Source organism: uncultured Psychrobacter sp., assembly GCF_947488565.1.
GTDB classification, from domain to species: domain Bacteria; phylum Pseudomonadota; class Gammaproteobacteria; order Pseudomonadales; family Moraxellaceae; genus Psychrobacter; species Psychrobacter saeujeotis.
The window spans coordinates 372,756-398,596 of record NZ_CANKZC010000002.1; the positions used below are offsets into that span (position 1 = coordinate 372,756).

The following is a 25,841-nucleotide window of genomic DNA, read 5'->3' on the forward strand; positions in this document are numbered from 1 at the left end:
ATAGATAAGGAGCTTCTAACAAAGGTATGCAGACAACCATAATGAAGTAACACTCTAAACATTGCATATACAGACAATGCAATTGTTAGCACTTATATTAGATATCACCAGTTGGCTTGTTGGTGTCTACCAATGACAACTGTATGATAAATAAAATATTCAATAAAGACAGATGGAATGATTGTCTTAAAACTTAATTCAATAACAACAGAAGGAATATAATAATGAACGAACATACTCTAAAAGGCGAATGGAACCAAATGAAAGGCGCTGTTAAGCAAAAATGGGGCGATCTGACTGATGACGATTTGACCCATATTGAAGGTAGCCGTGATAAATTGGTCGGCCGTGTACAAGAACGCTATGGCCATAGTAAAGATGACGCTGAACGCGAAGTAGACGATTGGCGCCGCGAACACAAATACTAAGATATTTTTCGCTAAAAAAGTAAATGAATAATATTTAACGTATCTCAATCAGAAAATAAAAAACCGCATCAACGTTATGCGGTTTTTTAATGGTCAATAGCTTATATACTGTCCAACCAATCTGCTTAATAAACTCGTTGAGAGACGTACTCAATAAACCAAAAAAATAATTTCTGATTGTAGTTCTGTTTTGCTTTTGACTCATTTATCTCACTGCTCAGTAAGTTAAAAAAATCCTTACTATAGCTATACTTTGGTAAAATAGCATTTTCTTAACCGTTAGACACGATAAAACCGCATAGCAATCTATTGTTATGCGGTTTTATTGTTAACTATCCATGTTACCTATCACGACTGACTGCTATACATCCTTGCATAATATTCAGTATGTTGTGATACTAGGCATCCTGCCCTTTTTACTACGACTATCACAGCATGTACTGCTGCTCTCAGCAAAGGTTATGTATCCTTACTCCACTTATTATTATCTTCCTGATGCTAACAAGTGAATCATTATCCTTAATGCGGTCAACCCAATCCTTGAGTCATACTCCCTAATGCCGTGTGACTATAGTGTCAAATTATTGCTTTCATGTTAAGTCGCGTAAGCGTCATTGCTTGTAAGCATATGCTTACACAATGATTTTACATATTCCTTATAATAGCTCGCTATAACCTGCAGTATAACCAAGATTAGATCAGCATCTCACCGATGATGCCTACCAAAAACCCGAGACAAGCACCCAATGATGTCAAATAATGATTATCAAGTTTACTCTCAGGAATAAGATCTTGAATGAGCAGATATAAAATACCGCCACTAGCAAATATCATCAGATGGGCGGTCAAATCTGGATATGAGCTGAGTAAATAATGCCCGATGAGCGCTGAGATAATGCCAAAAAAGCTTAAACCAAAAAATATCGATAAGGTTTTTTTGACACTAAAGCCACTTTGAACCAAATCACGAAAAGAGTTGAACGATTCTGGTAAGTTTTGTAGGCCAATAAAGACTGCCAGTAATGCCGCCATCTGTGGCTCGATAGCAAATACCGCTCCAAGCGCAATCGACTCAGGTACAAAATCCATCATCATCGCAAGTAAGGTCGCCTGCTGACCACCCGACTTGGCCAGACGCCGATCAATGAGCATAAACAGTATGGCTCCTACTAAAAATGATCCCATTACACCCCAGACGTTAAGCGTCTCCATTCCTTTTGGTACTAGTACCAATGCTAGTGCCGATAAAATAATGCCAGCACCAAACGACATAAGCGTATGAGTGATTTCGTATTTAACTGGACTGTCTTTAACATGATGATCAAACATATTGGCCAAAAGACCACCAACAAATACGGTGATACCAGCAAACCCTGAAAACAGAATAAGTTTTAGCAGCATAGCTTGTCCTTTTTATTATTTTAAACAGTCTTAGTGTTAGCGTGATATCACAGTATTTACAAGATCGTGTTCACTAAACGCGTAGTATTCTTACGAAAGCATCAGAATTACTTACAACTTATTAACGAAAACGACATCTGCTATCAAGTTTTGACGCCTACCATAGTGAATGTAAAAAAATATGTCAGAATATTTTTGTTGATTAGCAATAGCTTAACAAATGAGTTCAATAACAATGTTATAGATACGCCTAAATCGGTGAATGCTAATAACTAAGAACGCTAACAACTAAAATTGTTTGGTAAATAAAATCAAAGTGCCATGCAACTGACTAACTGAAAAATAGTAATAAAGAAGAGGATACCTATAATGAGTACAAAAAACCGCACTACCTTAAAAACGATGACTGCATCACTCCTAGGTGCCGCGCTACTTAGTACCGCTATTGGCGGTACAGCGATGGCGTATGACCATGGCGGCAACAGCTATGAAGGCGGATACAACCATATCTATAAAGATAAGAATTTTGGCAAAAATATTGGTAAACTGCGCGCTGATTTACGTCGAAGTGGCTACTATGTGATGGACGTCGAACCAGTATCAGACTCGCGTATCAACGTCTATGCTAAAAAGAACAATCAACCTTATAAGCTTAAATATACTTATCCAGGCTTAAAGCTTATCAGCTCTGACAAAAAAGAGTGGTCCACTATCTGGGATGATAGAAAACATCACGGCGATCACCATGATAAAAATGACATCGAAGAAACTATTAAAAACGAGTCACGCTACCCTAAGATTAAACAGCGCGCTATAAAAAAGCTAAACAACATGGGCTATCAAGTCGAAGATATCGAGATTGATGAAAAAAATGGCCAAGGTGTCTTTGAGATTGAAGCTACCAATAGTGGTCAAGACTATGAAGTAATCTTAGGCTATCCTAACTTAAACGTCATTAAACTTGAGCGTGACTAACAGACGCCTTGTATGACTAAAGCTTGCGATGATTTTCATAAGCTTGTAGCATCCTTTCGATTTAGGTACCCACCCTTTGGTACCGCCGGTCAGATAAGCCACTTTGGTCTTATCTGGCCGTTTTTTATGACCATCATCATAAGACGCTATCATTATCGGTTGCGCCGTCCCTAGCTAGTTACATTGCTTACGGCGATATTATTGATGACAATTTACCTCATCAACATCTATAAAAAACATAAAAAGACTATCAAAACCAAAGACAGTTAGCTTTAAAAGGAACTAACGTCAAGAAGTACAAATCTTGCGCGTACTAAAAGTCTAGCACCTCTATCACATCATAGGCAGGCGTCTCATATGGGTGTGCCTGCTTCAATGCATCGATCACCTCTTGGATGATTGATTTTTTAACCACCATCTCAATGCGCCACTCATTCACCTGCTCTAACGTATCCTGTGCGCCAATGTGCGGATTGCTGCCAGCAGTCGGCATAAACTGCCCCATCCCTTGTACCTGCCAGCAGCACTGTTCATAATTACCAATACTACCAGCACCGGCGGCAAATAGCGCCGCTTTAACTGATTCCAAAGCACTATCTGGAATAAAAACCGTTAGTTTATACATCTGTTAACCTCCAAGTGTTGATGTAGATAATACAAAGCGCTAGCACGCCTTACTTTTTTGATAATGACGGATGATCTGTCCATACGTAGCGCAGTAGCCAGTCTTTGGCCTCACCAGCATAATCAATACCGATACGAGGACGTAATGATAATGGCGGCTGACAACCATCATCCTCAATCCAAACGCCAGACTCAAAAGCAATAGGCGCGCCGTACAAATCGCGATCAATTTGTAAGCGCTTAGTCAGCTTACCTGGCCCTGCTAACTGTTTGATATGATTCAGCTGTTTGTCTTTGCCGAGCGCTTGCTCCTCAATTAAGCGATCACTGTTTTCACATAAAAATCCAGCGCGAATCAATACTGATTCAGGTGACTCAGCAGATCCACTGATGAGATTGAGCATATGATGCACACCATAAGTCAGGTAAACGTAAAATACGCCCCCTTGCTCATACATAATCTTAGTACGTGAGGTACGAGTACCTGCATGCGAATGACAAGCAGGATCGTCTTCACCGATATAAGCTTCAGTTTCTGAAACACGCATACGCAGCGTTTTAACGTTGCCATCAGTGTCTGTCATCTGTCGACATAAAATTTTGCCAATCAAATCTGCTGCCACCACGCAGGTTGGGCGGGTGAACCAATCAGGCATTAATATGGTAGCTTTAGTCATTTGTTCTTGTGTCGTGGGCATGGAGGTGACCTTTTTATTTTTATGAATAACTTAGCATAAAAATTAAAAGATCGTTGTGCTGGGAATGTTTGTGCTATGTTTGCATTGATGTGAATAAAAGCTGTGCGTTAGCGAAGTTTGATGGTTGGTACTGACTGTTTGCCTTTAGCAATTGGTTTTAAGTGGTCTATTTATGTGACTCCTATAGGGTATACATTGAAAACTAACTGTTTCAGCTGTATTGTATGAACTATTATCGATAAATAAGCTTTTTGGGCTAACATGAAAAAGATTATCTACCCTGTTCTTTTATCATTTGAAAAAATAATAAGATTATATTTTCAAACCCTAGTAAAGACAATGACATCTCATGGTTGTAAGGACTAATAGACGTCTGTCCGTTCTGCTCCCTATACAGCCTATACATATAATATATATACAAAAAGTGAGGTAATAGAATGCTTATATGGATTATTCTTTATATTCTTATTTGTTTATTGTTCAGATGGCTCATATTTTCTAATGCTAGTATGGCAGAGAGACTTGGCTCTTGGGGTTGGACTCCAGACCAAAACAAACTTTATTTTTCAATTATGTGGTTGTTCTCAACCTTTATATTTTTATTCGGAATATTTAACAGCGATTTTCGTAACTCCTTTCTGTTAGAGTATTTATTTTAAACGCCGTTATAATATTTGATCTAATAACGACTATTAATTGTTGTCAACTATGTTGTAGATTATCAACAGTACCAATCAGTAAGCATAAACAGTAAGCATAAAAAAACTGAGCACAGGACCCAGTTTTTATTGAACATATAAATATCTTTAATCCATCGGTACCCCAATACGGCGGGCGACCTCTTCATAGCCTTCGATCACATCGCCTAAAGACTGACGGAAGCGGTCTTTATCGAGTTTTTTCTTGGTTGCTTTGTCCCAAATACGGCAACCATCTGGTGAGAACTCATCACCTAAAACGATGCGGTCATGAAAGACGCCAAACTCAAGTTTAAAGTCAACCAAAATCAAATCGCCCTTGTCAAACAAGTCTTTTAAGACCTCATTGACCTGATAGCTGATTTTTTTCATTTTCGCCAGCTGATCATCGTTCGCCCAGCCTAAAGTTACGGCCAGTGATTCGTTGACCATCGGGTCGCCTAGCGCATCATCCTTATAAAACAGCTCGAAAGTTGGCGGCGTCAATACCTGCCCCTCTTCTAACCCTAAGCGGCGCACCAGACTACCAGCAGCATAGTTGCGCACCACGCACTCAACGGGCAGCATATCCATGCGCTTAACCAGCACTTCATCGCCAGAGAGCTGCTGTTCAAAATGCGTCTCGATGCCAGCATCGCTTAGCTTTTGCATAATAAAGGTATTAAAGCGGTTATTGACTTCGCCCTTACGTGCCAATTGCTCAATACGTTTGCCATCAAGCGCTGAGGTGTCATCACGAAAGTGCAAGATTAAAAAATCATTGTCCTCGGTTTCATAGACAGATTTGGCTTTGCCTTTATAGAGCAATTGTTGCTTTTGCATGGTAGAGGATCCTGTTCATTCAAACTTATGTAATAAAAACGTGCAACCACGGCCAAAATATTGGCTGCAATATAATACGTAAGAGACTAAATTACTAATTAGCAGGGAGAGCAGTTACTGGAACCGCGCGTTCAGGTTTTGGTAGTTGATACTGTTTGCCTGATTCATTCTGTAGCTTGAGCGTATTTGCGCCAAGATTCGGTGTTGGATACAAAGGTACAAATGGTGCTGATTCTTGGGCGACAGGCATCTCTAATGGCGCAAGCTTTTTGCTGTCTTGATATTCTAAACTGCCATTGTCACGCTTACCGAGTAGCTCTTTGGTAGCCTGACAGCCACTTAACACTAAAGTACTGCTCAACACCACAGTCACTAGTGCGGTCAGACGTTTTGGGGTCGTTAATGATGCTTTCATCATATCATCTCTCAGAGTTAGCAATCGACACTTCTATAGACACGGTGTTAATGCTGTATTCACCGCACCCAATAACTGGTTTTTAGTCGATTTTTATAATAAGTTTGCCTGTGCTAAGGCAGTATCAATCGTGGCATGGTGCTCTTTGGCCAACCATACTAGCGGTAGACGAATACCCGTATCTATCATACCCATCTTATGTAACGCATATTTTGCTGGAATAGGGCTCGACTCAATAAATAAATCACGATGTAAGTGCTTAACGACATCATGTAGCGCATACGCTGTATCGAAATCCCCACGTAGAGCGGCTGAGAAGGTTTCACTCATTGCTTTAGGTGCGACATTGGCAGTCACTGAAATATTACCTTTACCGCCCACCTTCATCAAGTCAAGCGCTGTGCCATCATCGCCGGATAGGACGACCATTCTGTCACCGACCGCTTTGATCAATTGCTCTCCGCGTTCCACAGAGCCAGTCGCATCTTTAATCGCCACGATATTGTCGATATCCGCTAGACGCTCTACAGTTTTTTGGGCGATATCTACGACTGTACGACCTGGTACATTGTAAAGCATTTGCGGCATATCTACGGCTTCGGCAATAGCCTTGTAATGCTGATACAGGCCTTCTTGAGGCGGCTTATTGTAATAAGGTGCGACCAATAACGCACAGTCTGCACCAGCTTCTTTAGCATCTTGAGTAAGCTTAATCGCCTCCATGGTATTATTAGCGCCTGTCCCAGCAATGACTGGTACGCGGCCATTGACATGCTTGACGAAGTAGCAAATAACATCACTATGCTCTTGCATGGATAAAGTCGCAGACTCACCTGTAGTTCCAACTGCAACGAGACAATGGGTGCCCTGCTCAATCTGCCAGTCTATAAGCTTGGCAAGACGTTTATAATCGACCGTACCGTCAGGATGCATGGGCGTCACTAGGGCTACCATTGAGCCTTGTAGTCGGGTTTTGATATCGTCGTATGCTGTACTCATAACTGTGCCTTACTGTATTGTCTTAGCTTTGATTAAAGCTATCACATGATAGGTCGTATGCAAGGACTACTGTCCTGCTTCATATTAATGCGGTTCGCTCAACACTCAATTGTGATGAATGTTTGGCTAAATAAATATTATTAACTATATAAATTTTATTAACTATTGTTATAAATGCTCGATAGTGTAGCATATTTTGATTTAGTCACTCACTAACAATTGAGCGTCAATTGGCTATTATTTGTAGAGAATAAACACTTAAATCTTTTAGTATAGAAGTATGTTTAACAACCAGTATCAACCTTGATAAATTTTTACTTACTTTTAACGAATCGTCAATACATCAATGGTAGGACGACGGAGACGAAATGGCAACCCGCGCGTACCGATGCCACTACTGACGAATACTTGGGCGCTTGCATGTTGATACAATCCGCGCGTATTATTGAAGCCTGCATAAGAAAAAATAGTAGATTTGATACTAGCACCATTATTAGCGCGTTGCGGCTTGGGTAGGTTGCTTAGTTTTTCGCTAGATTTTGCTGATTTTGCCGCTGCAGCAATCAATAACGGCCTTGGCTTTAATGCTTTTGGTAAATCCGTAATACTATCAAAGCGTGACGCCAGAATAACAACTGGCAGTACCGATTCTTCAATTTCAGTACACAGCTCCGCTTTATTAGCTACCATGGTAATGTCGCTATCAATAGCATCATTCTGAGTCGGTTTGGGTAACTGAGATGTTTTTGCGACGGGATTCTTACCAGATTGCTTGCCATCAACTTGTTGACTGTTGCCTTTATAAGATGACGGCATATCCTGCCAGCCGCACAGCATCGCAACCTGCGGTGTCAGATTTGAGCTTTTTGGTTGCGCACTTGGTGTGATGTTTTTAGTAAGGGAAGTAGCAATTGGCGGTAGCAACCGGCATTGCTGACCGATATAAGTAATGTCGAGTACATCAAAAGCACACGCCAAAGTATCTTCTAATAAGGGTTGACCCTGCTTGGTCGTATTCATCGATTGATAACGTAAATCTGAGATGCTCATGACGGTATAAACAGGCTTATTGATGCCTTTAAAAAGCATCAGTTGCCCAACCAAATCCGCTCCTGGATAATAAAGCCAATCGCCAGTAATCAATACCGCATCTACCGATAGCTCGTTAATTGTCGCCACAAGCTTGCGTATATGTCGCGGTTTGCCACTATACAATCCAATACGTAAATCTGCTAATACGGCTACGTTCAGCGATGTTTTTAAGTCAATATCCACCGTCTGTCGATGTATACGCAAGCGATTGGGCTGCACGATAACCGTATAAAAATACAACCCCATAGCTACTAATGCGATCAATACTAGCGATAATGGTAGCTGCGCCACTACCGAAGTCACGTTTTGTGCTCGATCGATGATTAACAGTAGTGCCCAAATCGGCATGGTGTAGGCGGCATAATATAATGCCAATTTTGGCCAAATACGCATAAAGCGCTTACTGGGGTTGGCATTAAAGGTTTGTAATCCTGACCACAATACCACGTACGCTAACAGTGCTATTGCGGTAAGCATACTTAGCGTATAGAGGGTGTGGTCAATCATGAATACCTAGCTATAATATAGACGTACAAAAATAAAGAAATACTGATTCTGATTAAAATCAAAAAACCAGCCATTATAAAGGGCGACATCGATGATAAACAAGTCTCTTTGACGACCCTTTATGACCAGTTGTTATAATTGGCCCTACTCGATACGCAGTCCGATAATCGCTGGTATCCCTTGACGCATCACTTCAATGGTCACCACCCCTTTAGTCGGTAGCGACGAGATGGCATCAGAGAAATCGCTTGCAGTGGCTATAGGCTTTTGATTCAAATTGGTGATGATATCCCCTGCCATGATACCTGAACGCGCAGCCAGTCCTGTCGGGTCAACAGCGGTAACGAGTACGCCAGTCTTGTCATCGGTTGCAAGCTCCGCTTGCTCATCTGGCGTGAGGTTACGCAGACGCAGGCCTACGCGCACTTCGTTATTTTGCTGATCACGACCCTGAGCTTGGACATCACTTGGAGCCTGACTAAGCTTACCGGATAGCGTCAACTGCTTACCGTTACGTTGTACTTGTGCGCGAAAAGCATCATTGGGACGCGCGCGATTGATGAGGTTTAATAGGTCTGATGCTCGCATGATTTTGCTATCGTTATACTGCAAAATAATATCACCTGTTTTAAGTCCCGCCTTTTGCGCAGGTGAATCTGGCGATACGCGGGTCAAAAGCGCACCTTGTGGCCGTGCTAACTGATAGACTTCGGCCAAGTTACGGTCGATATCCTGCGGATAGATGCCCAGATAAGCACGCGCCACTTCACCGTTAGATTTGAGCTGCTCATAAATATCCATCGCCGCATCTATCGGGATTGAAAACGACAAACCCATATAGCCCCCTGTACCACTAAAAATCCGTGAGTTGATACCGATGACTTCACCGCGCTGGTTAAATAGTGGCCCACCTGAGTTGCCAGGATTGAGCGCCACATCTGTCTGGATAAAAGGGACACTGGTCTCGCGTGAGAAGCTGCGTGACTTAGCACTCACAATACCAGCGGAAGCTGAGTAATCAAAGCCGAATGGTGAGCCAATCGCCAATACAGGCTCACCGACTTTTATAAGATTAGAGTCGCCAATAGGTAGCGCTGGAAACTGCCTACCTGATACTTTTAATACGGCTACATCTGAGCGCTCATCACTCCCAATCAGCGTCGCATCAAGCTCTGTACGGTCGTTTAAAGTGACAGTAATGTTATCTGCGCCTTCTACTACATGATGATTGGTAAGCATATAACCGTTAGAGGTCACAAAAAACGCAGTGCCATAAGCATGTTCAATCGCTGGTATCACCGCCTGTTCAGGGATACGTACGCGGTCACCAAAGAACTTGCGTAATAAGTCAGCAGTCTGGGCTTTTGCCAGCTCAGCCTCACTGACGGTCTTGGTTACATTGACCCGTGCCACGCCTGGTGTTACTTGCTGTACAAGATCAGAGAAATCAGTAGTAATGACGGCAGCTTGCGCACTAGAGACAGTCATGGAACCGATAGCTAATGCGCTGATACCTGTGGTCATCGCTGTGCTTAAGATCGCTGTCAGTATACTGCGTTGTAGTTTGCCCTGTAGCTGATGACATTGTGATTGGCCATTCATCTCATTACTCTCCCTTTTAGACGTTTAAACATTTTGTCTTCTGTTTTTTTGATTTACTTATATAGCCTGATTGACTCGTTTTCTCTAGACTACCCAAACCAATACGCACTATGATTGGATAAACGCCGTTTGTATTATGCAGGAGAACAGTTGTCATGGCTATGTGCCTACTGCTTTATACATAAACAAGATGCCTAAACGAGTATATAGAAAAATTCGTTTGTAAAGTGTTAACTCGTATCGTCACTCTCTACTACCACTGATTGCTTGTTATGTTTGTACCTATAACACGTTTCGTACAAGCAAAATAAAATCATGGTATGATAACAAACCAAATAAATTCAATAATAAACAAAAGTTTATAAATAATACGCAGTCATTTTCTATGAAATTATTATGTGCTAGTCTTTGTTTCTATTGGTTTGCCCTGTCTGTTTGTGCATTATAAGATGACTTGTAACTGCTTTTGAACGCTTTTTCCTATTATATAGATTTCTACTACTATTTTTGCCGATTACGTTATATGGCATAACTACCCCTGTATGATAACCAATCGTCATAAAAAAACCGTTGTTACCGTTTGCAATAACTATTTACTATCATAAAAGTTAGGGTCTATTTTACGCTTATCAAGAGCCGCTATTAGATTGTAAGCGTCCCCCTAACGTATGTGCAGTATGACAAGCTTATAAAAGGATTAATTTATGGATACCGCCCTATTGTTATCCGGCGTGGTTGGGATCGGCATCGCGGCCCAATGGTTGGCTTGGTACTTAAAGCAACCGTCCATTTTGTTTTTGTTGCTGATCGGCATTATTGTCGGTCCAGTATTGGGTTACTTTGACCCTGATTTGGTTTTAGGCGAGCTTATGTTCCCTATTATCTCTTTAGGTGTGGCCATTATTTTGTTTGAAGGCTCGTTGACACTTGAGTTTGATGAAATCAAGCAGCATGGAACCGTGGTGCAGATGCTGGTGTCAATCGGGGTGGTCATTACCATCGCGGTAGTGGCGCTATCGACCTATCTGTTGTTCGATGTCGACCCTTTGATTGCGTTATTATTTGGTGCGCTGGTTTGTGTGACTGGGCCGACGGTGATTATGCCGTTACTACGTAGTGTACGTCCAAATAAAACCATCTCTAATATCCTCAAGTGGGAAGGTATCATCATCGATCCTATCGGTGCGATTGCTGTGGTATTGGTGTATGAGTACATCATCTCAGGCGGTGAGGCCAGCAGTCTTTTGCTATTTGCCAAGATTGTGGTTTTAGCGACAGCACTTGGTATGGCAGGCGCGTGGGTATTGGCGTTTTTAATGCGTCGTCATATGGTGCCTGAGTTTTTACGCAATGTCTTTACCCTCGCCTTTGTCTTAGTACTATTTTCAATATCGAACCATTTAGAGCATGAGTCTGGTCTTTTAACCGTGACCGTACTTGGCGTGGCACTGGCAAACTGGCCAAACTTCCCGCGCGATACGATTTTGGAATTTAACGAGTCGTTGACTGTTTTATTAATCTCCGTATTATTCATTATTCTTGCGGCTCGTGTAGAGCTGGCAAGCCTGATGAGCGTAGGTTTTGCAGGGATTATATTGTTGGCCATCGTGATGTTCGTCGCGCGTCCGCTATCTGTTTGGGCATCTTCTATTGGCTCCAATCTAAAGACCAATGAAAAGCTCATGATTAGCTGGATTGGTCCGCGTGGTATTGTCGCCGCCGCCATCTCATCGCTGTTTGCCATTCGTCTGCAAGAGTACGATATTCAAGGTGTTGAGCTATTAGTACCGCTAGTCTTTATGGTCATCATCGGTACGGTCATGATTCAAGGCTTAGGCGCTAAAATGGTCGGTAATTTGCTGGGTGTACGTGAGCCTGCCACCAACGGTATTTTGGTCGTCGGCTCAAACCCCATCGCGTTATTAGTAGCGACATCTTTACGAGATCAGGGCTTTGATGTGATCGTGGCGCATAACAACTATACCAATATTGCCGGTGCTCGTATGAGTGGCCTACGCACTTACTTTGGTAACCCAGTCTCAGATCACGCCGATCATCATCTTGACTTGATCGGTATTGGCCATCTGTTTGCTATGAGTACAGATAAAGAATTAAACACCTTATCTGAAATACATTATCGTCATGAATTTGGTGAACAAAAGATATTTCGTCTAAAGTTCAGCGACGAAAAAGTCAAAAATGAGCGCGATACCAAACAATCAAACTTCCATTCTCAGTGGCTGTTTGGCAAAGACGTTACTTACACCAAGCTTGCCAGCATGCTATCTAAAAAAGCGCGTATCAAGATTACCAATATCACTGACAGCTATAGCTTTGAGCAATACAAAGCGGATAACAAACAATTTGTCCCTTTATATACGCTCGATAAAGAAGGCAAGCTGAGTGTGATTACGGACAAATTCGATGGTGTTGTGCCCCGTGATCGTAAGCTGGTCGCTTTGGTCGTCGATGACGATATACAACCAAAGCCTGTAGACGTGACTGACAAACAAGTACAAGCACGTGCCATCGCTGATGCACATTTTGAAGCCAACTCTAAAGCGCCTGAAAAACGCAAAGAAAAAGAGATGACTGAAGAGCTGGCCGATGAATCTGAACAAGATAACGCAACAGCAACGAAAGCTGATGTAGATGACCAGAGTCAAAGTCCACCGGCACAGTCAAACGCTACATCAGCAGCAGATTCGCTGGCAGGGTCAGATAACGTGACTGCCAAAGAAAAATCGATCAGCCCTGTAGCTAATAGCCAAGAAACTGTCAACTCAGCTGCTAAAGCTACTGAGACGACAAAGCCCGCGCAAAAAGTTTCAAGCTCAGTCGCCGCGTTAAAAGCCAATGCCAACGGTAGTGGCAGCGCACCCAAAAATAAAAAGGGCTCGCTTGATCCGAATCGTCTGCCTGATACGGATAAAAATACAGACTCCACTAAAGCTTCTGACAGTGACGATAGTGCTGGCTCCATTGACGCAGAGTCAAACAAGCGTACGGATAAATAGTCCAGATAAACAGTAATGTCAGTTTGTCATAGCAGCACTTTATCTTAATGCCATAAAAAACCCCAGCTATTAAAGCTGGGGTTTTTGTTTAGTAGGTTATAGACTACGGTCAGGTCAATATACAAAGGATACAGCGAGACTGGGATAAATTTTTTGCCGCCTCTGTTTGCGCAAGCACAGCACGCAAGAAAAATTTGTACCAGTCTAGCGAATCTATGCAGTGTATCTCTTTTATTTAGTATCGACTATATAAGAGTAGCTATAAACGCTATACGCTTACAAACATCCTAAACCAGCCCAAACTGCGACTCAACCGCTTGCCAGATACGCGCGCTGACCTCCTTGGCAGTACCTGATGCATCAATGCGACGAATACGCTCAGGATGTGCAGTAGCAAGCGTATCAAACCCTCTATATACTTGCGTAAAAAACGCCAGCGCCTGCTGCTCAAAGCGATCGGCTACGCTACGCTTACCTGCACGGCTCATACCCTCAAGCACAGGTAAATCCAGCCAAAGTGTCAGCTCAGGCAACCTTGGGACAAACTGGGCGATAAGCGTCTCTATTTTTGTCAATACTTCACTATTGCCCTGCGCACGACCAAAGCCTTGGTAGGCGATAGTAGAGTCCGTAAAGCGATCACAGATGACCCAAGTACCGCGTTGTAATGCTGGGGCAATCACTTGCTGAATATGATCACAGCGGGCGGCAAACAATAGCAGTAGCTCCGTGTCATCGTTGATGTCGGTCGTGGGGTCCAATAAAATAGCACGCAGACGCTCAGCGAATGGACTACCGCCAGGCTCACGTGTCCGCAGATAGTCAATACCCGCTGCTTCTAAACGCGAGCAAAGCTGCTCAATAGCGGTTGTTTTGCCCACCCCTTCGGTACCCTCAAAGCTAATAAAGCGCCCACTTTCGCTCACTGTGTCTATATCGGATGCTTCTTTATCAGTAGCCAGTTGAGTCGCTTGCATATTTATAGGTACTGACATGGTATTGCCTTGTATTTCAAAATTGTGTTACTTATTTTTGTGCAAAATAAAAATGGTTATCGAGCGTTTAACGCTTGTGACCAAGTCTCGTTGCTACTCTCTTACTCTGGCGGTGTTTGGGACTTTCTTTCACGCATGACTTTTAAGTAGTCTCTTACCGCTTGGTTATGCTCGTCCAAGCTATTGGTAAACTTATGGCCTCCATTGCCTGTCGCCACAAAATATAAGGCTTCGCTATCAGCTGGGTGCAATGTGGCTTCGATAGAGGCAGCAGATGGCAGGGCGATAGGCGTGGGCGGCAAACCATCGATTTGATAAGTATTATATGATGTTTTTTCATCGATATCTTGACGGCGGATATTGCCATCGTAGCGACTGCCCATACCGTAAATAATGGTCGGGTCCGTCTGCATGCGCATCCCTTTATTCAATCGATTGGTAAACACAGCGGCTACCAGCTCACGCTCTTCAGGCACACTGGTTTCTTTTTCGATAATTGACGCCATAATCAATGCTTCATAAGGCGTCTTATACGGCAAATCGGCTGCACGGTTCTCCCAAGCTAGGGTCAGTGCTTGTTGCTGGCGCTTATAGAGATCTGTCAACACCTGCTTGTCACTGGCATCTTCGCCATAATAATAGGTATCAGGAGTGAACCAGCCTTCAAGATTATATCTCACAATAGGGTCGTCGCTATTGATCACCGAATCAGGCAGTATACCCACCAGATCCAGCGCTTCTGCGATACTAGCATTGTCACTATCAGCGGTCAGTACTTCTTTTTTGATGCCTGGGTTATCGCGTAGATTTTGATACAAGTCTTTAGCGGTTTTGCCTTCGATGACTTGTACTTTTACCATCGCCACCTTTGCACCTTGTTGTAAGACGTGCAAGGCTTCTGCTATCGTCGGGTTCTCTGGCAACTGATAGATACCTGCATGCAGCGGTGCATCTACTTGCGACTTGATATAAAACTTGGCAATACTAGCAGAAAACAGCGGGATTTGCTGTTGCCACTGCGGAAGCAAGCCATAATAAGTGTCACCCTGCTCAATCGTCACCTTTTGCTTGGGCTGCTCGATACGACCAAACAACGTTTGATAAACCATCACCAATAAAAAGGCGGCAATCAGTCCCAATACCAATAAAATCTGATAACCACGCTGCATAAAAAACGACTGGTTGTCTTTTTTATACTCACGCGGGGTGTTTCGTCCATTAATAAGCGAAATATCCGTCGCTGGTGCTTTGTCATCATTATCAGAGTCTGTAGATGTCTTAGCAGGATCGTTAATAGTGCCGTCTCGCTTGTCTGATGCAGGATCATTTGGACGTTCAGGAGGTATTTCAGGTGTAGGCTTGCTCATGGCAACTCGCGAGGCAGATGTTTGCTAGAATTTAGCATTGAACCGTGTGCTTTTCAATGTTATTTGCATAGCTTATCGATTAACTTGGCATTTAGGCTAAGTTATATGGCTTAATACTAAAACCTTTTGTTGATATTTCTACGCTCACCTATTAATAATGAAAACTTATTATGAATCTACATTTTAATCAAATTCTTGCTAAAAACTATAGCTCTCAATCTCAAAAAATTCGGGTACTTAGTGAGGCATGGGTGAAAGACAATGGTTACTGCCCCAACTGTAGCACCCAGCCGTTAGCTGAATTTGCCAATAATAAGCCAGTCGCTGATTTTTATTGTTCAAACTGTGACGAGCAATATGAACTAAAAAGTAAAAAGGCAAAATTAAGCAATATCATCAATGATGGTGCTTATAAAACTATGATTGAGCGTGTCAATAGTGACGATAACCCAAGCTTTTTCTTTTTGACTTACTCCAAAGAATGCACCGTTAATAATTTTTTGATCATTCCTAAGCATTTTTTTAAGCCAGATATGATTGTAAAACGTAAACCTTTACCAATAACTGCCAAACGTGCAGGTTGGGTTGGCTGCAATATCGATTTGCGTAAAGTGCCAGAATCAGGAAAAGTGTTTTTAGTAAAGAATCAAAAAGTCATTGCGCGCGATAACGTTACTCAACAATTTCAAAAAACGCTATTCTTACGTAAGCAATCGCTAGACTCACGCGGCTGGACATTAGATATTTGGCAATGTATTGACAGACTTAATAATAATTTTTCTCTAAAACAGGTCTATGCTTTTGCAGATGCATTACAACTCAAACATCCTGATAATAACCACGTTCACGATAAAATCCGCCAGCAATTACAAGTGCTACGGGATAAAGGCATTATTGAGTTTTTAGGTCGTGGACACTATCGGAAAATAAACTAACTTCATTATTCCAAAGAGGTAAATCGGCGTTTGCCACTAAACGTCCATAAAGCTTATGAGGCGGATAGTCTAGCTTTAACTTATCATTTACTGGAAAAAAATACTTAATATCGTTGCTCAATGAATAACTAGGTTTATTACTAACATATTTACTCCAGCTCAATAATAGACGTAGAGGTGTACGACAAGCCTTAGTGAAAGGCTGCCGTTTAACCGTCATTGCACTAGATATATACTCATCGTGAGCTAATTTATCTAACCCTTGCTGAACAACTTCGGCACGAGTATGTGCGTATTCAAATACGCTACCAAACGCTGTATATTTATCGCTTAACGTAGAATAAATAACACCAAATGCGATATTTGAATAATAATTTAAGTGAACCATCTCGTCAGGAAACATTTTAGCTTTACAGCAGATTTCATCAAAAATCATTAACCGACGAAGTTGTACAGGAATACGTTTTTCATTGTAGGTTGGTTGCATATTTTATCTCTTGTTGTATAAAACATAATAGAATTTAGACATTTATTGATTCAAATAAGTGAATAATACTGAAGAGGTCGTCACCGTCTAAATCATATTAAACGTTTTTCATTGTATTTTTCAGGCTTCGGTTGCCCTCTATTATCGCGATACACATCTGCAATCAACTCTTCTCTATCATCCTACAATGGCATACGCGCTGTTGCAACTAAACGATCATGAAACTTATGGGGAGGAAACTCTGAATCAATTTCATCATTGATTCGGAAAAAAACTTCTTCCCGATAGTCGATGTAAGCATGCATTCTATTCTTAACATAGGCGTTCCAGTACCACAGTAACTGTAAAGGTTTACGTGCAGGTCGAGTGAATTGCTTTAAATTGACTGTTAGCGCGCGTGTTACTGGTTCATCGTTTGGAAAGACTCTAATGCGTTGTTCAATAACCTCTTCACGTGTTTCTGCATATTCAAATACACCTCCAAAAGCGATAAACATTTTGAAATCTTGTAAATACATGACACCTAATGATAATTGAGTAAATTTTGATAAATGGATTATTTCGTCAGGAGATTTTTTTGCTTTATGGCAGATTTCATCAAAAATCATCAACCGTCGAATCTGCAAGGGAATTCTTTCATCTTCATATACTGAGCTCATCTACTTTCACCTTTTTATTGAACGACTAAAAAAGTGATCATTGATCAATTTATCGCATGACACAAGTGCCAGTAACAAAAGACGATCACTTCTTTTGAGACTTTTTGCGATGTTAAAAAGCATAATGTTAAATGTATTGACTTAAAATAAGAGAGGAAAGTAATGACAGATAAAAAAGGTTTGAGAACTTATCAAATAGAAGTCATAGAAACGATGAGCGCTCTAATAGAAGTGACTGCTGAGAATGGAGAAACTGCTATACTAAAAGCGAGCGAAAAATATAGAAATGAAGACATTGTGTTATATCCTGATGATATGCTCGATACCAAATTTATTATATTTGCAGAAGAGTAATCGACTAACCAAACTCTACTACTTCTCCCGACAACAAAGCCAAACTTTTCACTGGCATCACCCCGCGCAAAGCATTACAAAAAAACATCTGGGTTAAATTTGGCAAATCATCATCATTTAACGCGCGCACAATCACTGGCGTCTTGGTCTTAGCGAAAGCATCAATAATGACTTGGCGCATCACTCCAGCGACACCGGATTGCATCAACGGCGGTGTAAACCACTGACCTGATAATAGAGAATCATCAGGATAATTGGCTTTAGCTTTATCGCTAGAGTCAGTCGATTGGGCGCTAGACAACTGATAAAAGACATTGCTCATCGTGCCCTCCACCCAACTGCCGCTTATATCGCGTACTAATCCTTCGCCAATGCCTATTCCTTCACCAACGCCCAATTCTGCATTAGATTTTAACGATTTGGCTTTAAGACGTTGGAGCTCACCGCTCGCCAGCACATTATCCAGTCGATTAAGGCTTTTGAGTCCCGCTAACGATGGCGGCAAGCAAGCAAGTTGTGCGGTTAGACATACGGCTGATGTCATGGGTTGTATCAAAACACTGTGACCATCTGGCAGCTGAGCATGCTGCGCAGTATCGATAGTCATAGCGGTTGCTTTTGACCAAACCTCACAAGGGCTAGCATCCATATCTGCTGCAAAACCATAACCGCGCACAGCTTGTACAGCACGCGTGACAATGACCTTTATAACACCTTGCTGTAGCTGCTGAGCGTGGGCTTGCAAAGTGGCGAGTAGCGAGTCGCTATCGACAGCTAATTGTAATGCATGGGCATGAGAGAGCAGTCTTTGATAATGATACTCTGGCCATAATATCGAACCATCGATGACGCCAATAGTAGTAAAAAACCCATCTCCATAAGCCAGCCCGCGATTGTCTGGGGTGATGGCGCTATTGTTTGTATTCGCGACCATATTATCAGACTGCGGATATAGTCGCTGCCATGTAGAGGCGTAGTTAGTGATAGAAGCATGGTTAATAAACTGACTACTATTGGACTCGCTGTTATCAAGCTTAGCCATCATTATCGAGCTTTCTTTCGCTGTCTTCCGCTTGCTGTTCACCTGACTTATTTAGCACCAGCATGCAACTATAAAACTCGCATTTACCCAGCTCTATCTTTTGTCCACCAATGGTTTTATTTTTTATGATTTGTCCTCTAAGCATATCTGAGATGACTTTTCCGCCATCATCATTCATAAGCTGACGGGCAAGCTGATAGGATTTTTTCGCATGGGCTTTACTCAGCTCTTTTTCTTTATCTGAGTCAGTAGGATTGGCGAAATACCAACCAAGCTCAAGATACTTTTCAGAGTCAATCAAGTCCAGATAAGGCGCATCTGTATCCATAAAGCGGTATTTAACTGCTGGGTTACTGGCGTAGTCCAAGCTATTCTCATCAGTGGTGACGACCTTGCCAAACGTTGATTTTATTTGATCGACCTCTTGTACGCTTACAGGCTGGACTTGTTTGTCACCCCATGAAGAAACATCATATTTGACTGGCGTGCCTTGCTCAACGGTCGCACCATCCAAATCTGTCTCTGGCGTAGGATTTGCTTGTTCAGGTTTGGCTTGCTCAGCTGTACTATCAGACACTGCCTCAGAGGGGGTTTCTTGCGTTGGGGCATTACACGCGCTCAATGAGACACCAGCTGCTATCACTATACTGACCGCAAAGGTCTGTAGGCTGTTATTCCACATGGGCAATTTACTCACACTTTTTGGGTATAAATTATATTAACCAGCCGTTAATGGTGCGGCTTGCCAATAAAGAAAAGAATAGTTATCTACACGGTGCATTATCAATACATATTGTTATTACTGTCATAGTCTATCGATATCATAAATGCGGTCAAGCAACGACCAATATGATAAATATTCTATGCTTCAGTTATACTTATACGACAACTTCTATAACAAATGCGCTTGCAATAAATGCGCCATTTATTAGCTTAAGCTTGGCTCATTGTGCCGCTCTTTACTGTCATAATTATAATGCCATTATGTCAACAGTGTACCCAACTGCCTAGCGCTTGACTAGCCTTTACGTTACGGATAACAATCGTAGAAGGTGCAAATTTGTTAAAAACATTGTTATCCCCTATGATGAGTAAGCACTGTTTGATTTTCTCTCTCTTGCTGCTTATTATTTCTTTGTTATCATGAATACAATCTAAAAGGCTTGCAGAGTTACTCAGATAAATTTTATGAATCCTCTGTCTGGCAAAGCGTACAATAAGCAAGACATTTTATAGCTACAGTGCACCGACTTTTATTATTCATATTGACTACAGCGCTAGTGGACCGTTTATGACCCAGCATTTTATCGTTATTGGCAATCCTATTGCTCATAGTAAATCTCCCGAGATTCATCAGACATTTGCCGCGCAAGTGGGTATTGATATTAGCTATCGGCGTCAATACTGTCCTGATGATACCGCAAGCTTCAATGCAGTTGTTGAGGCGTTTTTTAATGGTGGCGGTGTGGGTGCCAATGTGACAGTACCTTTTAAACAGCTCGCTTACGCATCTTGTCAATCTCAAGGCGGTCTGTCTGAACATGCGCGTGTCGCAGGCGCGGTCAATACGTTACTGTTAGTCAGTGATGATTCGTCAAAAGATAAGACGCTATATGGTGATAATACCGACGGTCAAGGTTTGGTCAATCATATGATGAGCTTAGATTGGCCGCTTACCAACGCTCGTGTCGCTATCATTGGCGCAGGCGGCGCAGCACGTGGGGTGATACTGCCACTGATTCAAGCAGGTATTGGACAACTGACCCTTGCGAATCGAACGTTGAGTAAAGCTGAAGTGTTGGTCGATGAGCTTAGCGCAGCCAGTAATGCGATTAACGAGCATGCGGTTAAAACTTGCGCGACATCTGCGCTGACTGGACAATTCGACCTGATTATTAATGCGACTTCTATCGGGTTATCAGGTGACACCTTGCCTATCGCTGATGATTTAGATTGCCACTATGCCTATGACATGATGTATGGACGCGCGCTGCCCTTTTTACAGCATTTTGCCGCGCGCGGTGCGCAAACCTCAGACGGTTATGGGATGCTCATCGGTCAAGCTGCATTAAGCTTTGAGCGTTGGACCACTCATAGTATCGATGTGACTCAAGTAACCACTGCGATTCAAGCGAGTAAGAAGCGATAAAGGGTTTGTATTAATAAAGTGCTATTAGGGCGAAGATGAAAAACGTATTAATAACCATTTTTCTATGCGCCGTAGCGGTACGCGTAGCTTGACTGAATGTATCGCCAGCCCTCCACTCAGACCTACCGCGCAGCCTAGCGCAGTATCGAGCATTCGTGCCCGAATAATCTCTTGGATACTCGCCTGCGCAAGCGAGGTAACACTGCCATACTCGGCGATAAATATCGTTAACGGAGTGATCAGTATCACGGCCAGTCCGTAATGACGATCAACCAGCGATTCAATACACAGCATCATAAGCAGTATTGCGAGCGCCACCTCCCACATCGATAAATTCCAAGACAACATCCAGCCGGCAACCACCATGCCTGCTAAGGTACCCAGCAGACGATGCAGCTGTTTAATCCATATCGTGCGCATTTGTATGCCTTGAATGATAATAAAACAACTGACCGCAGCCCAATATGGATAAGGCATGTCTAGCAGCACGGCTATCGATAATGCCAAGCTAACAAAACTTGCAACGATGATACTGTCACTGATTATATCTGGCTCATAACGATACTCTGGCACAGCAGTAGAGGGGCGCGTCACCAATAAAAACAGCGTATATAAAAGTGCCATAAACATTGAAAAACCACTGCCCAACATCACAAGCCCAGTGGCTGATAATATCTGTTCAGCTGAAACAGGAATGAATAGAGCAATTGCACCCGCCATCATGACAAACAGTCCGGCAGGCGGCGGCTGACGATAATAGCGACCAAAAACAACGACGCTAAAGGCAATCAGCGCAAATACTGGTAGTTTTAGTAAGGGCACTTGCTGCGCAATCAGTCCGAGCGCAAAGCAAAGCGTCATCGCAAAGCTCCACGCCATCACCGTCACTAAGCGATAAGGTAATGAGCCTGCAAATGGTAAGTTTAATATAACCATGGCTCCTAAAGACGCCTTAATTCCTGCATGTAGTACCCCAAAATATGCGCCAACAAAGACTGGAAAACTGATGGCTATAGCAGCGATGATCGGCATATGCCATGGTCGGCGGCTTCGATTGACCGTGAGCAAATGATTAAGCTCTCCACGAATTAAATGCTTAATATAAGCGAGCATTTATTGTCCCTTCTGTTTTAGCGATGTGAAGAACCCATACACGTTCATAAATTATTACCCTCATACGTTGTTTGTGCTTACTGTTCATAGCTTAAGTTAGACAGCCCTAACCATCGCAATCCTCTTCTATATTAAGAAACCTATTGCTATTTGATAAATTAAATTAATATCTAAACCATCAAGTCATGAAAATTAATTATGCATTGTATATTTGTCTCAAAAGAACATTTATACTAATCATATACATATGGCCAGTATTCACATAGCTTGCCATTTTACTCAGTACATTGTGATTATAACGATAATAATCTAACAGCGATAACCAACCGTATTTATCCATTCTTATCTCTAATACGAATACAAGCTTATAAAAACCAGCCATCGGTCGTACTAGAGCAAACCAAATAAAGAGATCAACTATGTTAACTTACAAAGCTCCTTTACGTGATATTAAGTTTTTGATTAACGATGTATTTGACTTTCAAACGCATTATAAAGACTTAGACAATGGCGCAAATGCTGACCCTGAGACTATCGATATGATTTTACAGGGCATGGCTGATTTTTCAGAAAACGTCTTAGCCCCTCTTTATCAGCCTGCTGATGCAGAAGGTTGTCATTTTGAAAACGGCGTCGTGACAACTCCTAAAGGCTTTAAAGAAGCTTATAATCAGTTTGTTGAGGGCGGCTGGCAAGGCATTTCATACCCTGAAGAATACGGCGGTATGAACCTGCCCATGTCTATTAACCTGATTAAAGCTGAGATGATTGGTACAGCCAACTGGCCTTGGGCAATGTATCCTGGCCTCTCAACAGGTTGCATCAATACGCTAATGCAATATGGTACTGACGAGCAAAAAGAGACTTATTTACATAAATTGGTTGACGGCTCATGGGCAGGTACGATGTGCCTAACTGAGCCACAATGCGGTACAGATTTGGGACAAGTCAAATCAAAAGCAATCCCGCAAGAGGACGACAGTTATAAGATTAGCGGTACTAAAATTTTCATCTCAAGCGGTGAGCACGACTTGACTGAAAACATCATTCATATCGTACTAGCACGCTTACCTGGCGCACCTGAAGGCACCCGCGGTATCTCATTATTCATCGTACCAAAATTCCTTCCTAATGATGATGGTGAAGTGGGCGAGCGCAATGGCGTCACTTGTGGTTCTATCGAACACAAAATGGGCATCAGCTCTTCATCAACTTGTGTATTGAACTTTGATGATGCTGTTGGCTATTTGATTGGTGAGCCAAATAAAGGCCTCAAAGCGATGTTTACCTTTATGAACACTGCTCGTATTGGTACGGGTATTCAAGGTCTGGCACATACCGAGCTGTCATTTCAAAATGCCCTACCCTATGCCAAGGAGCGTCGCTCTATGCGTGCCCTATCAGGGACCAAAGACCCTGAAAAAGTAGCGGATGCCATCATTCACCATGCGGATGTACGCCGGATGCTGTTGACGCAAAAAGCCTTTGCTGAAGGTGGACGTTCGATGATTTATCACTCAGCACGTTATGCAGATAAAATGGCGCAAGGCGTGGCTAATGGTGATGATGCAGAGTTTGAAAAATGGGACGATAAGCTGGGCTTTTATACGCCCATCCTAAAAGGCTTCTTAACTGAGCTTGGTATCGAGGCGGCCAAACATGGTCAACAGGTTTATGGCGGTCACGGTTACATCAAAGAATGGGGTATGGAGCTTATCGCTCGTGATGCCCGTATCGCTACCATGTACGAAGGCACCACTGGCGTACAGGCACTTGATTTGTTAGGCCGTAAGGTTATCTTGCAGTCAAAAGGTAAAATCATCCGTGACTATACGTCAAGTATTATGAAATGGTGCGGCGAGTATGCGCTTGATAAAGACATGCGTAAGTTTGTTTGGGCATTGACTAAACTATGTGCTGAGTGGAACACGCTGACAGTACGCTTGATGCTGATGGCACGTAAAGACCGTGAAGTTATCTCAGCGGCTTCAGAAGACTTTTTGATGTATTCAGGCTACATAATGATGGGCTATCACTGGGCGCGTATGGCAGCAGTCGCTTATGACAAGCTTGAAAATGGGGGTGCTGAGTCACCAGAATTCTATAAAGCCAAAGTCCAAACGGCAGAGTTTTATTTTGACAAAATCTTGCCACGTACATCAGGCCATGCTGAGAGTATGGTTGCACCAAGTGAAAGTATGACGGCGATGGATATCGAGAACTTTGCCTTTTTAGACTAAGTTTAAGTAGCATCTAAGCTTGACTAAAGCTAAGAAAAACAAAAAGCGCCTAACTTATTAAGAGTTGGGCGCTTTTTTATGCTTGAGTAATGTAGTAATTATGATTCCAAATGACATAAAAGTTAAAAAACTTCTAGTTAAAAATCAATGCTAGCTACCGAGTAGCTTTTTTTGATAAACAGGACTGATCTCCTCAACTTCTACGCATATTTTTAGCGCCGCTCGCCCCGACTGCTCTTCACTTAGCGAATCCTCTATCGTCGTCACCAATAGTTGTGCCAATTGCTCACGGACGTCATTGTCACGCCCTGGCATCAATTTTAGATGTGCATAAATAAAACCATGGGCTTGCTCGTCATCCTCGACCCCAACCAAAAACGTATCAATAGGGATTATTCGCGCCTTGATATCAGTTGGTTTACCAAAATGACCACTATCCCATAATGCTTTATTTAAAGATTTGAGCAGTGACTCTTCGTGAGAGATACTGACATTAGGAGATGCTTGAATCGTTAAATGCGGCATAGGTAGACCCTTATAGTGAGTTAAAAACTTTATGTAGGCAAACAAGCTTAGCATGGCTGATTATTTGATAGGATGCCAAAAACAGCCATCATGTATCAGCAATATCTTCAAAAAGAGCGCCAAGCGTTTTGGCCAGTTGTAATGGCGGTAGCTCAATCTCAAGCCCGCGGCGTCCAGCACTGACATAGATGGTAGAGTGATCGTTAGCTGTTATATCGATGATAGTGATTAAACGCTTTTTTTGCCCAAGCGGACTGACACCGCCAAGCACATAACCTGTACTACGTGCAACGTGTTTCGGATCGGCCATTTGTACTTTTTTGCAGGCGAGCACTTTATTAGAAGACAGAGCTTTGGCCATCTTTTTGACATTCAAGGTGGTATCGACTGGCACAAGAGCAACAGCTAACATGCCAGCATCTGTCTCTACCACCAATGTTTTGAAAACTTGCGCAGCTTGTATACCGAGCTTGTCAGCCGCCTCTAAACCAAAAGATGCCGCACCGCTATCATGGACATATTCATGTAGCTGGTAATCAAGGTGATACTGCTTAGCAGTCTTAATAGCAGGGGTCATAAGGCACTCTTATCAAACTTAAAATAAACACAGATAATAGGATTAAAGCGATAATCATAAATACCATACACCAGACGGTTATACCTTGTACCCACACTATACTTATATTCTAGCGCTTAA

At 42.4% G+C, this 25,841-nt stretch carries 24 protein-coding genes; 7 read left to right on the top strand and 17 right to left on the bottom strand.

Annotated features, from left to right (window positions below; translation table 11 throughout):
- The first annotated feature begins 224 nt into the window (after window positions 1-224).
- Entirely contained in the window at window positions 225-428 is a 204-nt protein-coding gene (locus Q0890_RS05870; protein WP_299218560.1) for a CsbD family protein, read from the top strand.
- Between the two features lie 693 nt (window positions 429-1,121).
- Here Q0890_RS05870 and Q0890_RS05875 read toward each other — a convergent pair.
- Entirely contained in the window at window positions 1,122-1,829 is a 708-nt protein-coding gene (locus Q0890_RS05875; protein ID WP_299218562.1) for a divalent cation transporter, read from the bottom strand.
- Between the two features lie 369 nt (window positions 1,830-2,198).
- On the opposite strand from Q0890_RS05875, the gene Q0890_RS05880 reads away from it, so the two are divergent.
- Window positions 2,199-2,804: a PepSY domain-containing protein gene (locus Q0890_RS05880; protein WP_299218564.1), complete on the top strand. Its 606-nt coding sequence runs from the start codon at window positions 2,199-2,201 to the stop codon at window positions 2,802-2,804.
- Window positions 2,805-3,117: 313 nt separating this feature from the next.
- Here Q0890_RS05880 and Q0890_RS05885 read toward each other — a convergent pair whose 3' ends face one another.
- From Q0890_RS05885 to Q0890_RS05915, 7 genes are all read right to left on the bottom strand, one after another.
- Entirely contained in the window at window positions 3,118-3,429 is a 312-nt protein-coding gene (locus tag Q0890_RS05885) for a YqfO family protein (protein WP_299218566.1), read from the bottom strand.
- 49 nt (window positions 3,430-3,478) lie between these two features.
- Window positions 3,479-4,126, bottom strand: coding sequence for a DNA-3-methyladenine glycosylase (locus Q0890_RS05890; RefSeq protein WP_299218568.1), 648 nt, complete (start codon window positions 4,124-4,126; stop codon window positions 3,479-3,481).
- A gap of 806 nt (window positions 4,127-4,932) precedes the next feature.
- Window positions 4,933-5,646: a phosphoribosylaminoimidazolesuccinocarboxamide synthase gene (purC, locus tag Q0890_RS05895; RefSeq protein WP_299218570.1), complete on the bottom strand. Its 714-nt coding sequence runs from the start codon at window positions 5,644-5,646 to the stop codon at window positions 4,933-4,935.
- Window positions 5,647-5,740: 94 nt separating this feature from the next.
- Complete coding sequence (locus Q0890_RS05900) at window positions 5,741-6,064, bottom strand: hypothetical protein (RefSeq protein ID WP_299218572.1); 324 nt, start codon at window positions 6,062-6,064, stop codon at window positions 5,741-5,743.
- A gap of 90 nt (window positions 6,065-6,154) precedes the next feature.
- Window positions 6,155-7,060, bottom strand: coding sequence for a 4-hydroxy-tetrahydrodipicolinate synthase (gene dapA / locus Q0890_RS05905; protein WP_299218574.1), 906 nt, complete (start codon window positions 7,058-7,060; stop codon window positions 6,155-6,157).
- A 324-nt stretch (window positions 7,061-7,384) separates the two neighbouring features.
- A complete protein-coding gene (locus tag Q0890_RS05910; protein WP_299218575.1) occupies window positions 7,385-8,659 on the bottom strand; it encodes a hypothetical protein in 1,275 nt (424 codons plus the stop codon).
- 144 nt (window positions 8,660-8,803) lie between these two features.
- A complete protein-coding gene (locus Q0890_RS05915; protein WP_299218577.1) occupies window positions 8,804-10,261 on the bottom strand; it encodes a Do family serine endopeptidase in 1,458 nt (485 codons plus the stop codon).
- Window positions 10,262-10,965: 704 nt separating this feature from the next.
- Between Q0890_RS05915 and Q0890_RS05920 the strand changes: the two genes are divergently transcribed.
- Entirely contained in the window at window positions 10,966-13,278 is a 2,313-nt protein-coding gene (locus Q0890_RS05920) for a cation:proton antiporter (RefSeq protein ID WP_299218578.1), read from the top strand.
- 287 nt (window positions 13,279-13,565) lie between these two features.
- Here Q0890_RS05920 and tmk read toward each other — a convergent pair whose 3' ends face one another.
- Window positions 13,566-14,273, bottom strand: coding sequence for a dTMP kinase (gene tmk / locus Q0890_RS05925; RefSeq protein WP_299218579.1), 708 nt, complete (start codon window positions 14,271-14,273; stop codon window positions 13,566-13,568).
- Between the two features lie 101 nt (window positions 14,274-14,374).
- Complete coding sequence (gene mltG / locus Q0890_RS05930; protein WP_299218580.1) at window positions 14,375-15,640, bottom strand: endolytic transglycosylase MltG; 1,266 nt, start codon at window positions 15,638-15,640, stop codon at window positions 14,375-14,377.
- A 170-nt stretch (window positions 15,641-15,810) separates the two neighbouring features.
- On the opposite strand from mltG, the gene Q0890_RS05935 reads away from it, so the two are divergent.
- Entirely contained in the window at window positions 15,811-16,575 is a 765-nt protein-coding gene (locus tag Q0890_RS05935; RefSeq protein WP_299218581.1) for a DpnI domain-containing protein, read from the top strand.
- Here the strand turns inward: Q0890_RS05935 and Q0890_RS05940 are convergent.
- Both Q0890_RS05940 and Q0890_RS05945 read right to left on the bottom strand, forming a co-directional pair.
- A complete protein-coding gene (locus Q0890_RS05940) occupies window positions 16,532-17,062 on the bottom strand; it encodes a hypothetical protein (RefSeq protein ID WP_299218582.1) in 531 nt (176 codons plus the stop codon). The two genes, Q0890_RS05935 and Q0890_RS05940, sit on opposite strands and share 44 nt — an antisense overlap.
- Window positions 17,063-17,244: 182 nt before the next feature.
- Window positions 17,245-17,721, bottom strand: a complete 477-nt coding sequence (locus Q0890_RS05945; protein ID WP_299218583.1) for a hypothetical protein — start codon at window positions 17,719-17,721, stop codon at window positions 17,245-17,247.
- Between the two features lie 162 nt (window positions 17,722-17,883).
- Here Q0890_RS05945 and Q0890_RS05950 point away from each other — a divergent pair, with 162 nt between their 5' ends.
- Window positions 17,884-18,075, top strand: a complete 192-nt coding sequence (locus Q0890_RS05950) for a DpnD/PcfM family protein (protein WP_299218584.1) — start codon at window positions 17,884-17,886, stop codon at window positions 18,073-18,075.
- 4 nt (window positions 18,076-18,079) lie between these two features.
- Here Q0890_RS05950 and Q0890_RS05955 read toward each other — a convergent pair whose 3' ends face one another.
- Window positions 18,080-19,120: an aminotransferase class IV gene (locus tag Q0890_RS05955; protein ID WP_299218585.1), complete on the bottom strand. Its 1,041-nt coding sequence runs from the start codon at window positions 19,118-19,120 to the stop codon at window positions 18,080-18,082.
- Window positions 19,110-19,799 carry a hypothetical protein gene (locus tag Q0890_RS05960; RefSeq protein WP_299218586.1) on the bottom strand — a complete coding sequence of 230 codons (690 nt, stop codon included), beginning with the start codon at window positions 19,797-19,799 and terminating at the stop codon, window positions 19,110-19,112. The genes Q0890_RS05955 and Q0890_RS05960 overlap by 11 nt, the downstream gene beginning before the upstream one ends.
- A gap of 609 nt (window positions 19,800-20,408) precedes the next feature.
- On the opposite strand from Q0890_RS05960, the gene aroE reads away from it, so the two are divergent.
- Complete coding sequence (gene aroE / locus Q0890_RS05965) at window positions 20,409-21,266, top strand: shikimate dehydrogenase (RefSeq protein WP_299218587.1); 858 nt, start codon at window positions 20,409-20,411, stop codon at window positions 21,264-21,266.
- Between the two features lie 24 nt (window positions 21,267-21,290).
- On the opposite strand, the gene Q0890_RS05970 is transcribed toward aroE, so the two are convergent.
- The gene (locus Q0890_RS05970) at window positions 21,291-22,379 is read right to left on the bottom strand and encodes an FUSC family protein (protein WP_299218588.1); all 1,089 of its coding nucleotides are present in this window, start codon (window positions 22,377-22,379) and stop codon (window positions 21,291-21,293) included.
- A gap of 419 nt (window positions 22,380-22,798) precedes the next feature.
- Between Q0890_RS05970 and Q0890_RS05975 the strand changes: the two genes are divergently transcribed.
- Complete coding sequence (locus Q0890_RS05975; protein ID WP_299218589.1) at window positions 22,799-24,619, top strand: acyl-CoA dehydrogenase C-terminal domain-containing protein; 1,821 nt, start codon at window positions 22,799-22,801, stop codon at window positions 24,617-24,619.
- Window positions 24,620-24,769: 150 nt separating this feature from the next.
- On the opposite strand, the gene Q0890_RS05980 is transcribed toward Q0890_RS05975, so the two are convergent.
- Entirely contained in the window at window positions 24,770-25,144 is a 375-nt protein-coding gene (locus tag Q0890_RS05980) for a 5-carboxymethyl-2-hydroxymuconate Delta-isomerase (protein ID WP_299218590.1), read from the bottom strand.
- Between the two features lie 88 nt (window positions 25,145-25,232).
- Entirely contained in the window at window positions 25,233-25,721 is a 489-nt protein-coding gene (gene ybaK, locus Q0890_RS05985; protein ID WP_299218591.1) for a Cys-tRNA(Pro) deacylase, read from the bottom strand.
- Window positions 25,722-25,841: the final 120 nt, after the last annotated feature.

Bases quoted from the DNA above. Each gene is read 5' to 3' on its own strand.
- Q0890_RS05960 (WP_299218586.1), bottom strand. From the start codon at position 19,799: ATGTGGAATAACAGCCTACAGACCTTTGCGGTCAGTATAGTGATAGCA.
- Q0890_RS05940 (WP_299218582.1), bottom strand. From the start codon at position 17,062: ATGCAACCAACCTACAATGAAAAACGTATTCCTGTACAACTTCGTCGG.
- Q0890_RS05870 (WP_299218560.1), top strand. From the start codon at position 225: ATGAACGAACATACTCTAAAAGGCGAATGGAACCAAATGAAAGGCGCT.
- tmk (WP_299218579.1), bottom strand. From the start codon at position 14,273: ATGTCAGTACCTATAAATATGCAAGCGACTCAACTGGCTACTGATAAA.
- Q0890_RS05935 (WP_299218581.1), top strand. From the start codon at position 15,811: ATGAATCTACATTTTAATCAAATTCTTGCTAAAAACTATAGCTCTCAA.
- ybaK (WP_299218591.1), bottom strand. From the start codon at position 25,721: ATGACCCCTGCTATTAAGACTGCTAAGCAGTATCACCTTGATTACCAG.
- Q0890_RS05975 (WP_299218589.1), top strand. From the start codon at position 22,799: ATGTTAACTTACAAAGCTCCTTTACGTGATATTAAGTTTTTGATTAAC.
- dapA (WP_299218574.1), bottom strand. From the start codon at position 7,060: ATGAGTACAGCATACGACGATATCAAAACCCGACTACAAGGCTCAATG.
- mltG (WP_299218580.1), bottom strand. From the start codon at position 15,640: ATGAGCAAGCCTACACCTGAAATACCTCCTGAACGTCCAAATGATCCT.
- purC (WP_299218570.1), bottom strand. From the start codon at position 5,646: ATGCAAAAGCAACAATTGCTCTATAAAGGCAAAGCCAAATCTGTCTAT.
- Q0890_RS05955 (WP_299218585.1), bottom strand. From the start codon at position 19,120: ATGATGGCTAAGCTTGATAACAGCGAGTCCAATAGTAGTCAGTTTATT.
- Q0890_RS05980 (WP_299218590.1), bottom strand. From the start codon at position 25,144: ATGCCGCATTTAACGATTCAAGCATCTCCTAATGTCAGTATCTCTCAC.
- Q0890_RS05875 (WP_299218562.1), bottom strand. From the start codon at position 1,829: ATGCTGCTAAAACTTATTCTGTTTTCAGGGTTTGCTGGTATCACCGTA.
- Q0890_RS05910 (WP_299218575.1), bottom strand. From the start codon at position 8,659: ATGATTGACCACACCCTCTATACGCTAAGTATGCTTACCGCAATAGCA.
- Q0890_RS05950 (WP_299218584.1), top strand. From the start codon at position 17,884: ATGACAGATAAAAAAGGTTTGAGAACTTATCAAATAGAAGTCATAGAA.
- Q0890_RS05885 (WP_299218566.1), bottom strand. From the start codon at position 3,429: ATGTATAAACTAACGGTTTTTATTCCAGATAGTGCTTTGGAATCAGTT.
- aroE (WP_299218587.1), top strand. From the start codon at position 20,409: ATGACCCAGCATTTTATCGTTATTGGCAATCCTATTGCTCATAGTAAA.
- Q0890_RS05945 (WP_299218583.1), bottom strand. From the start codon at position 17,721: ATGAGCTCAGTATATGAAGATGAAAGAATTCCCTTGCAGATTCGACGG.
- Q0890_RS05915 (WP_299218577.1), bottom strand. From the start codon at position 10,261: ATGAATGGCCAATCACAATGTCATCAGCTACAGGGCAAACTACAACGC.
- Q0890_RS05970 (WP_299218588.1), bottom strand. From the start codon at position 22,379: ATGCTCGCTTATATTAAGCATTTAATTCGTGGAGAGCTTAATCATTTG.
- Q0890_RS05900 (WP_299218572.1), bottom strand. From the start codon at position 6,064: ATGATGAAAGCATCATTAACGACCCCAAAACGTCTGACCGCACTAGTG.
- Q0890_RS05880 (WP_299218564.1), top strand. From the start codon at position 2,199: ATGAGTACAAAAAACCGCACTACCTTAAAAACGATGACTGCATCACTC.
- Q0890_RS05920 (WP_299218578.1), top strand. From the start codon at position 10,966: ATGGATACCGCCCTATTGTTATCCGGCGTGGTTGGGATCGGCATCGCG.
- Q0890_RS05890 (WP_299218568.1), bottom strand. From the start codon at position 4,126: ATGCCCACGACACAAGAACAAATGACTAAAGCTACCATATTAATGCCT.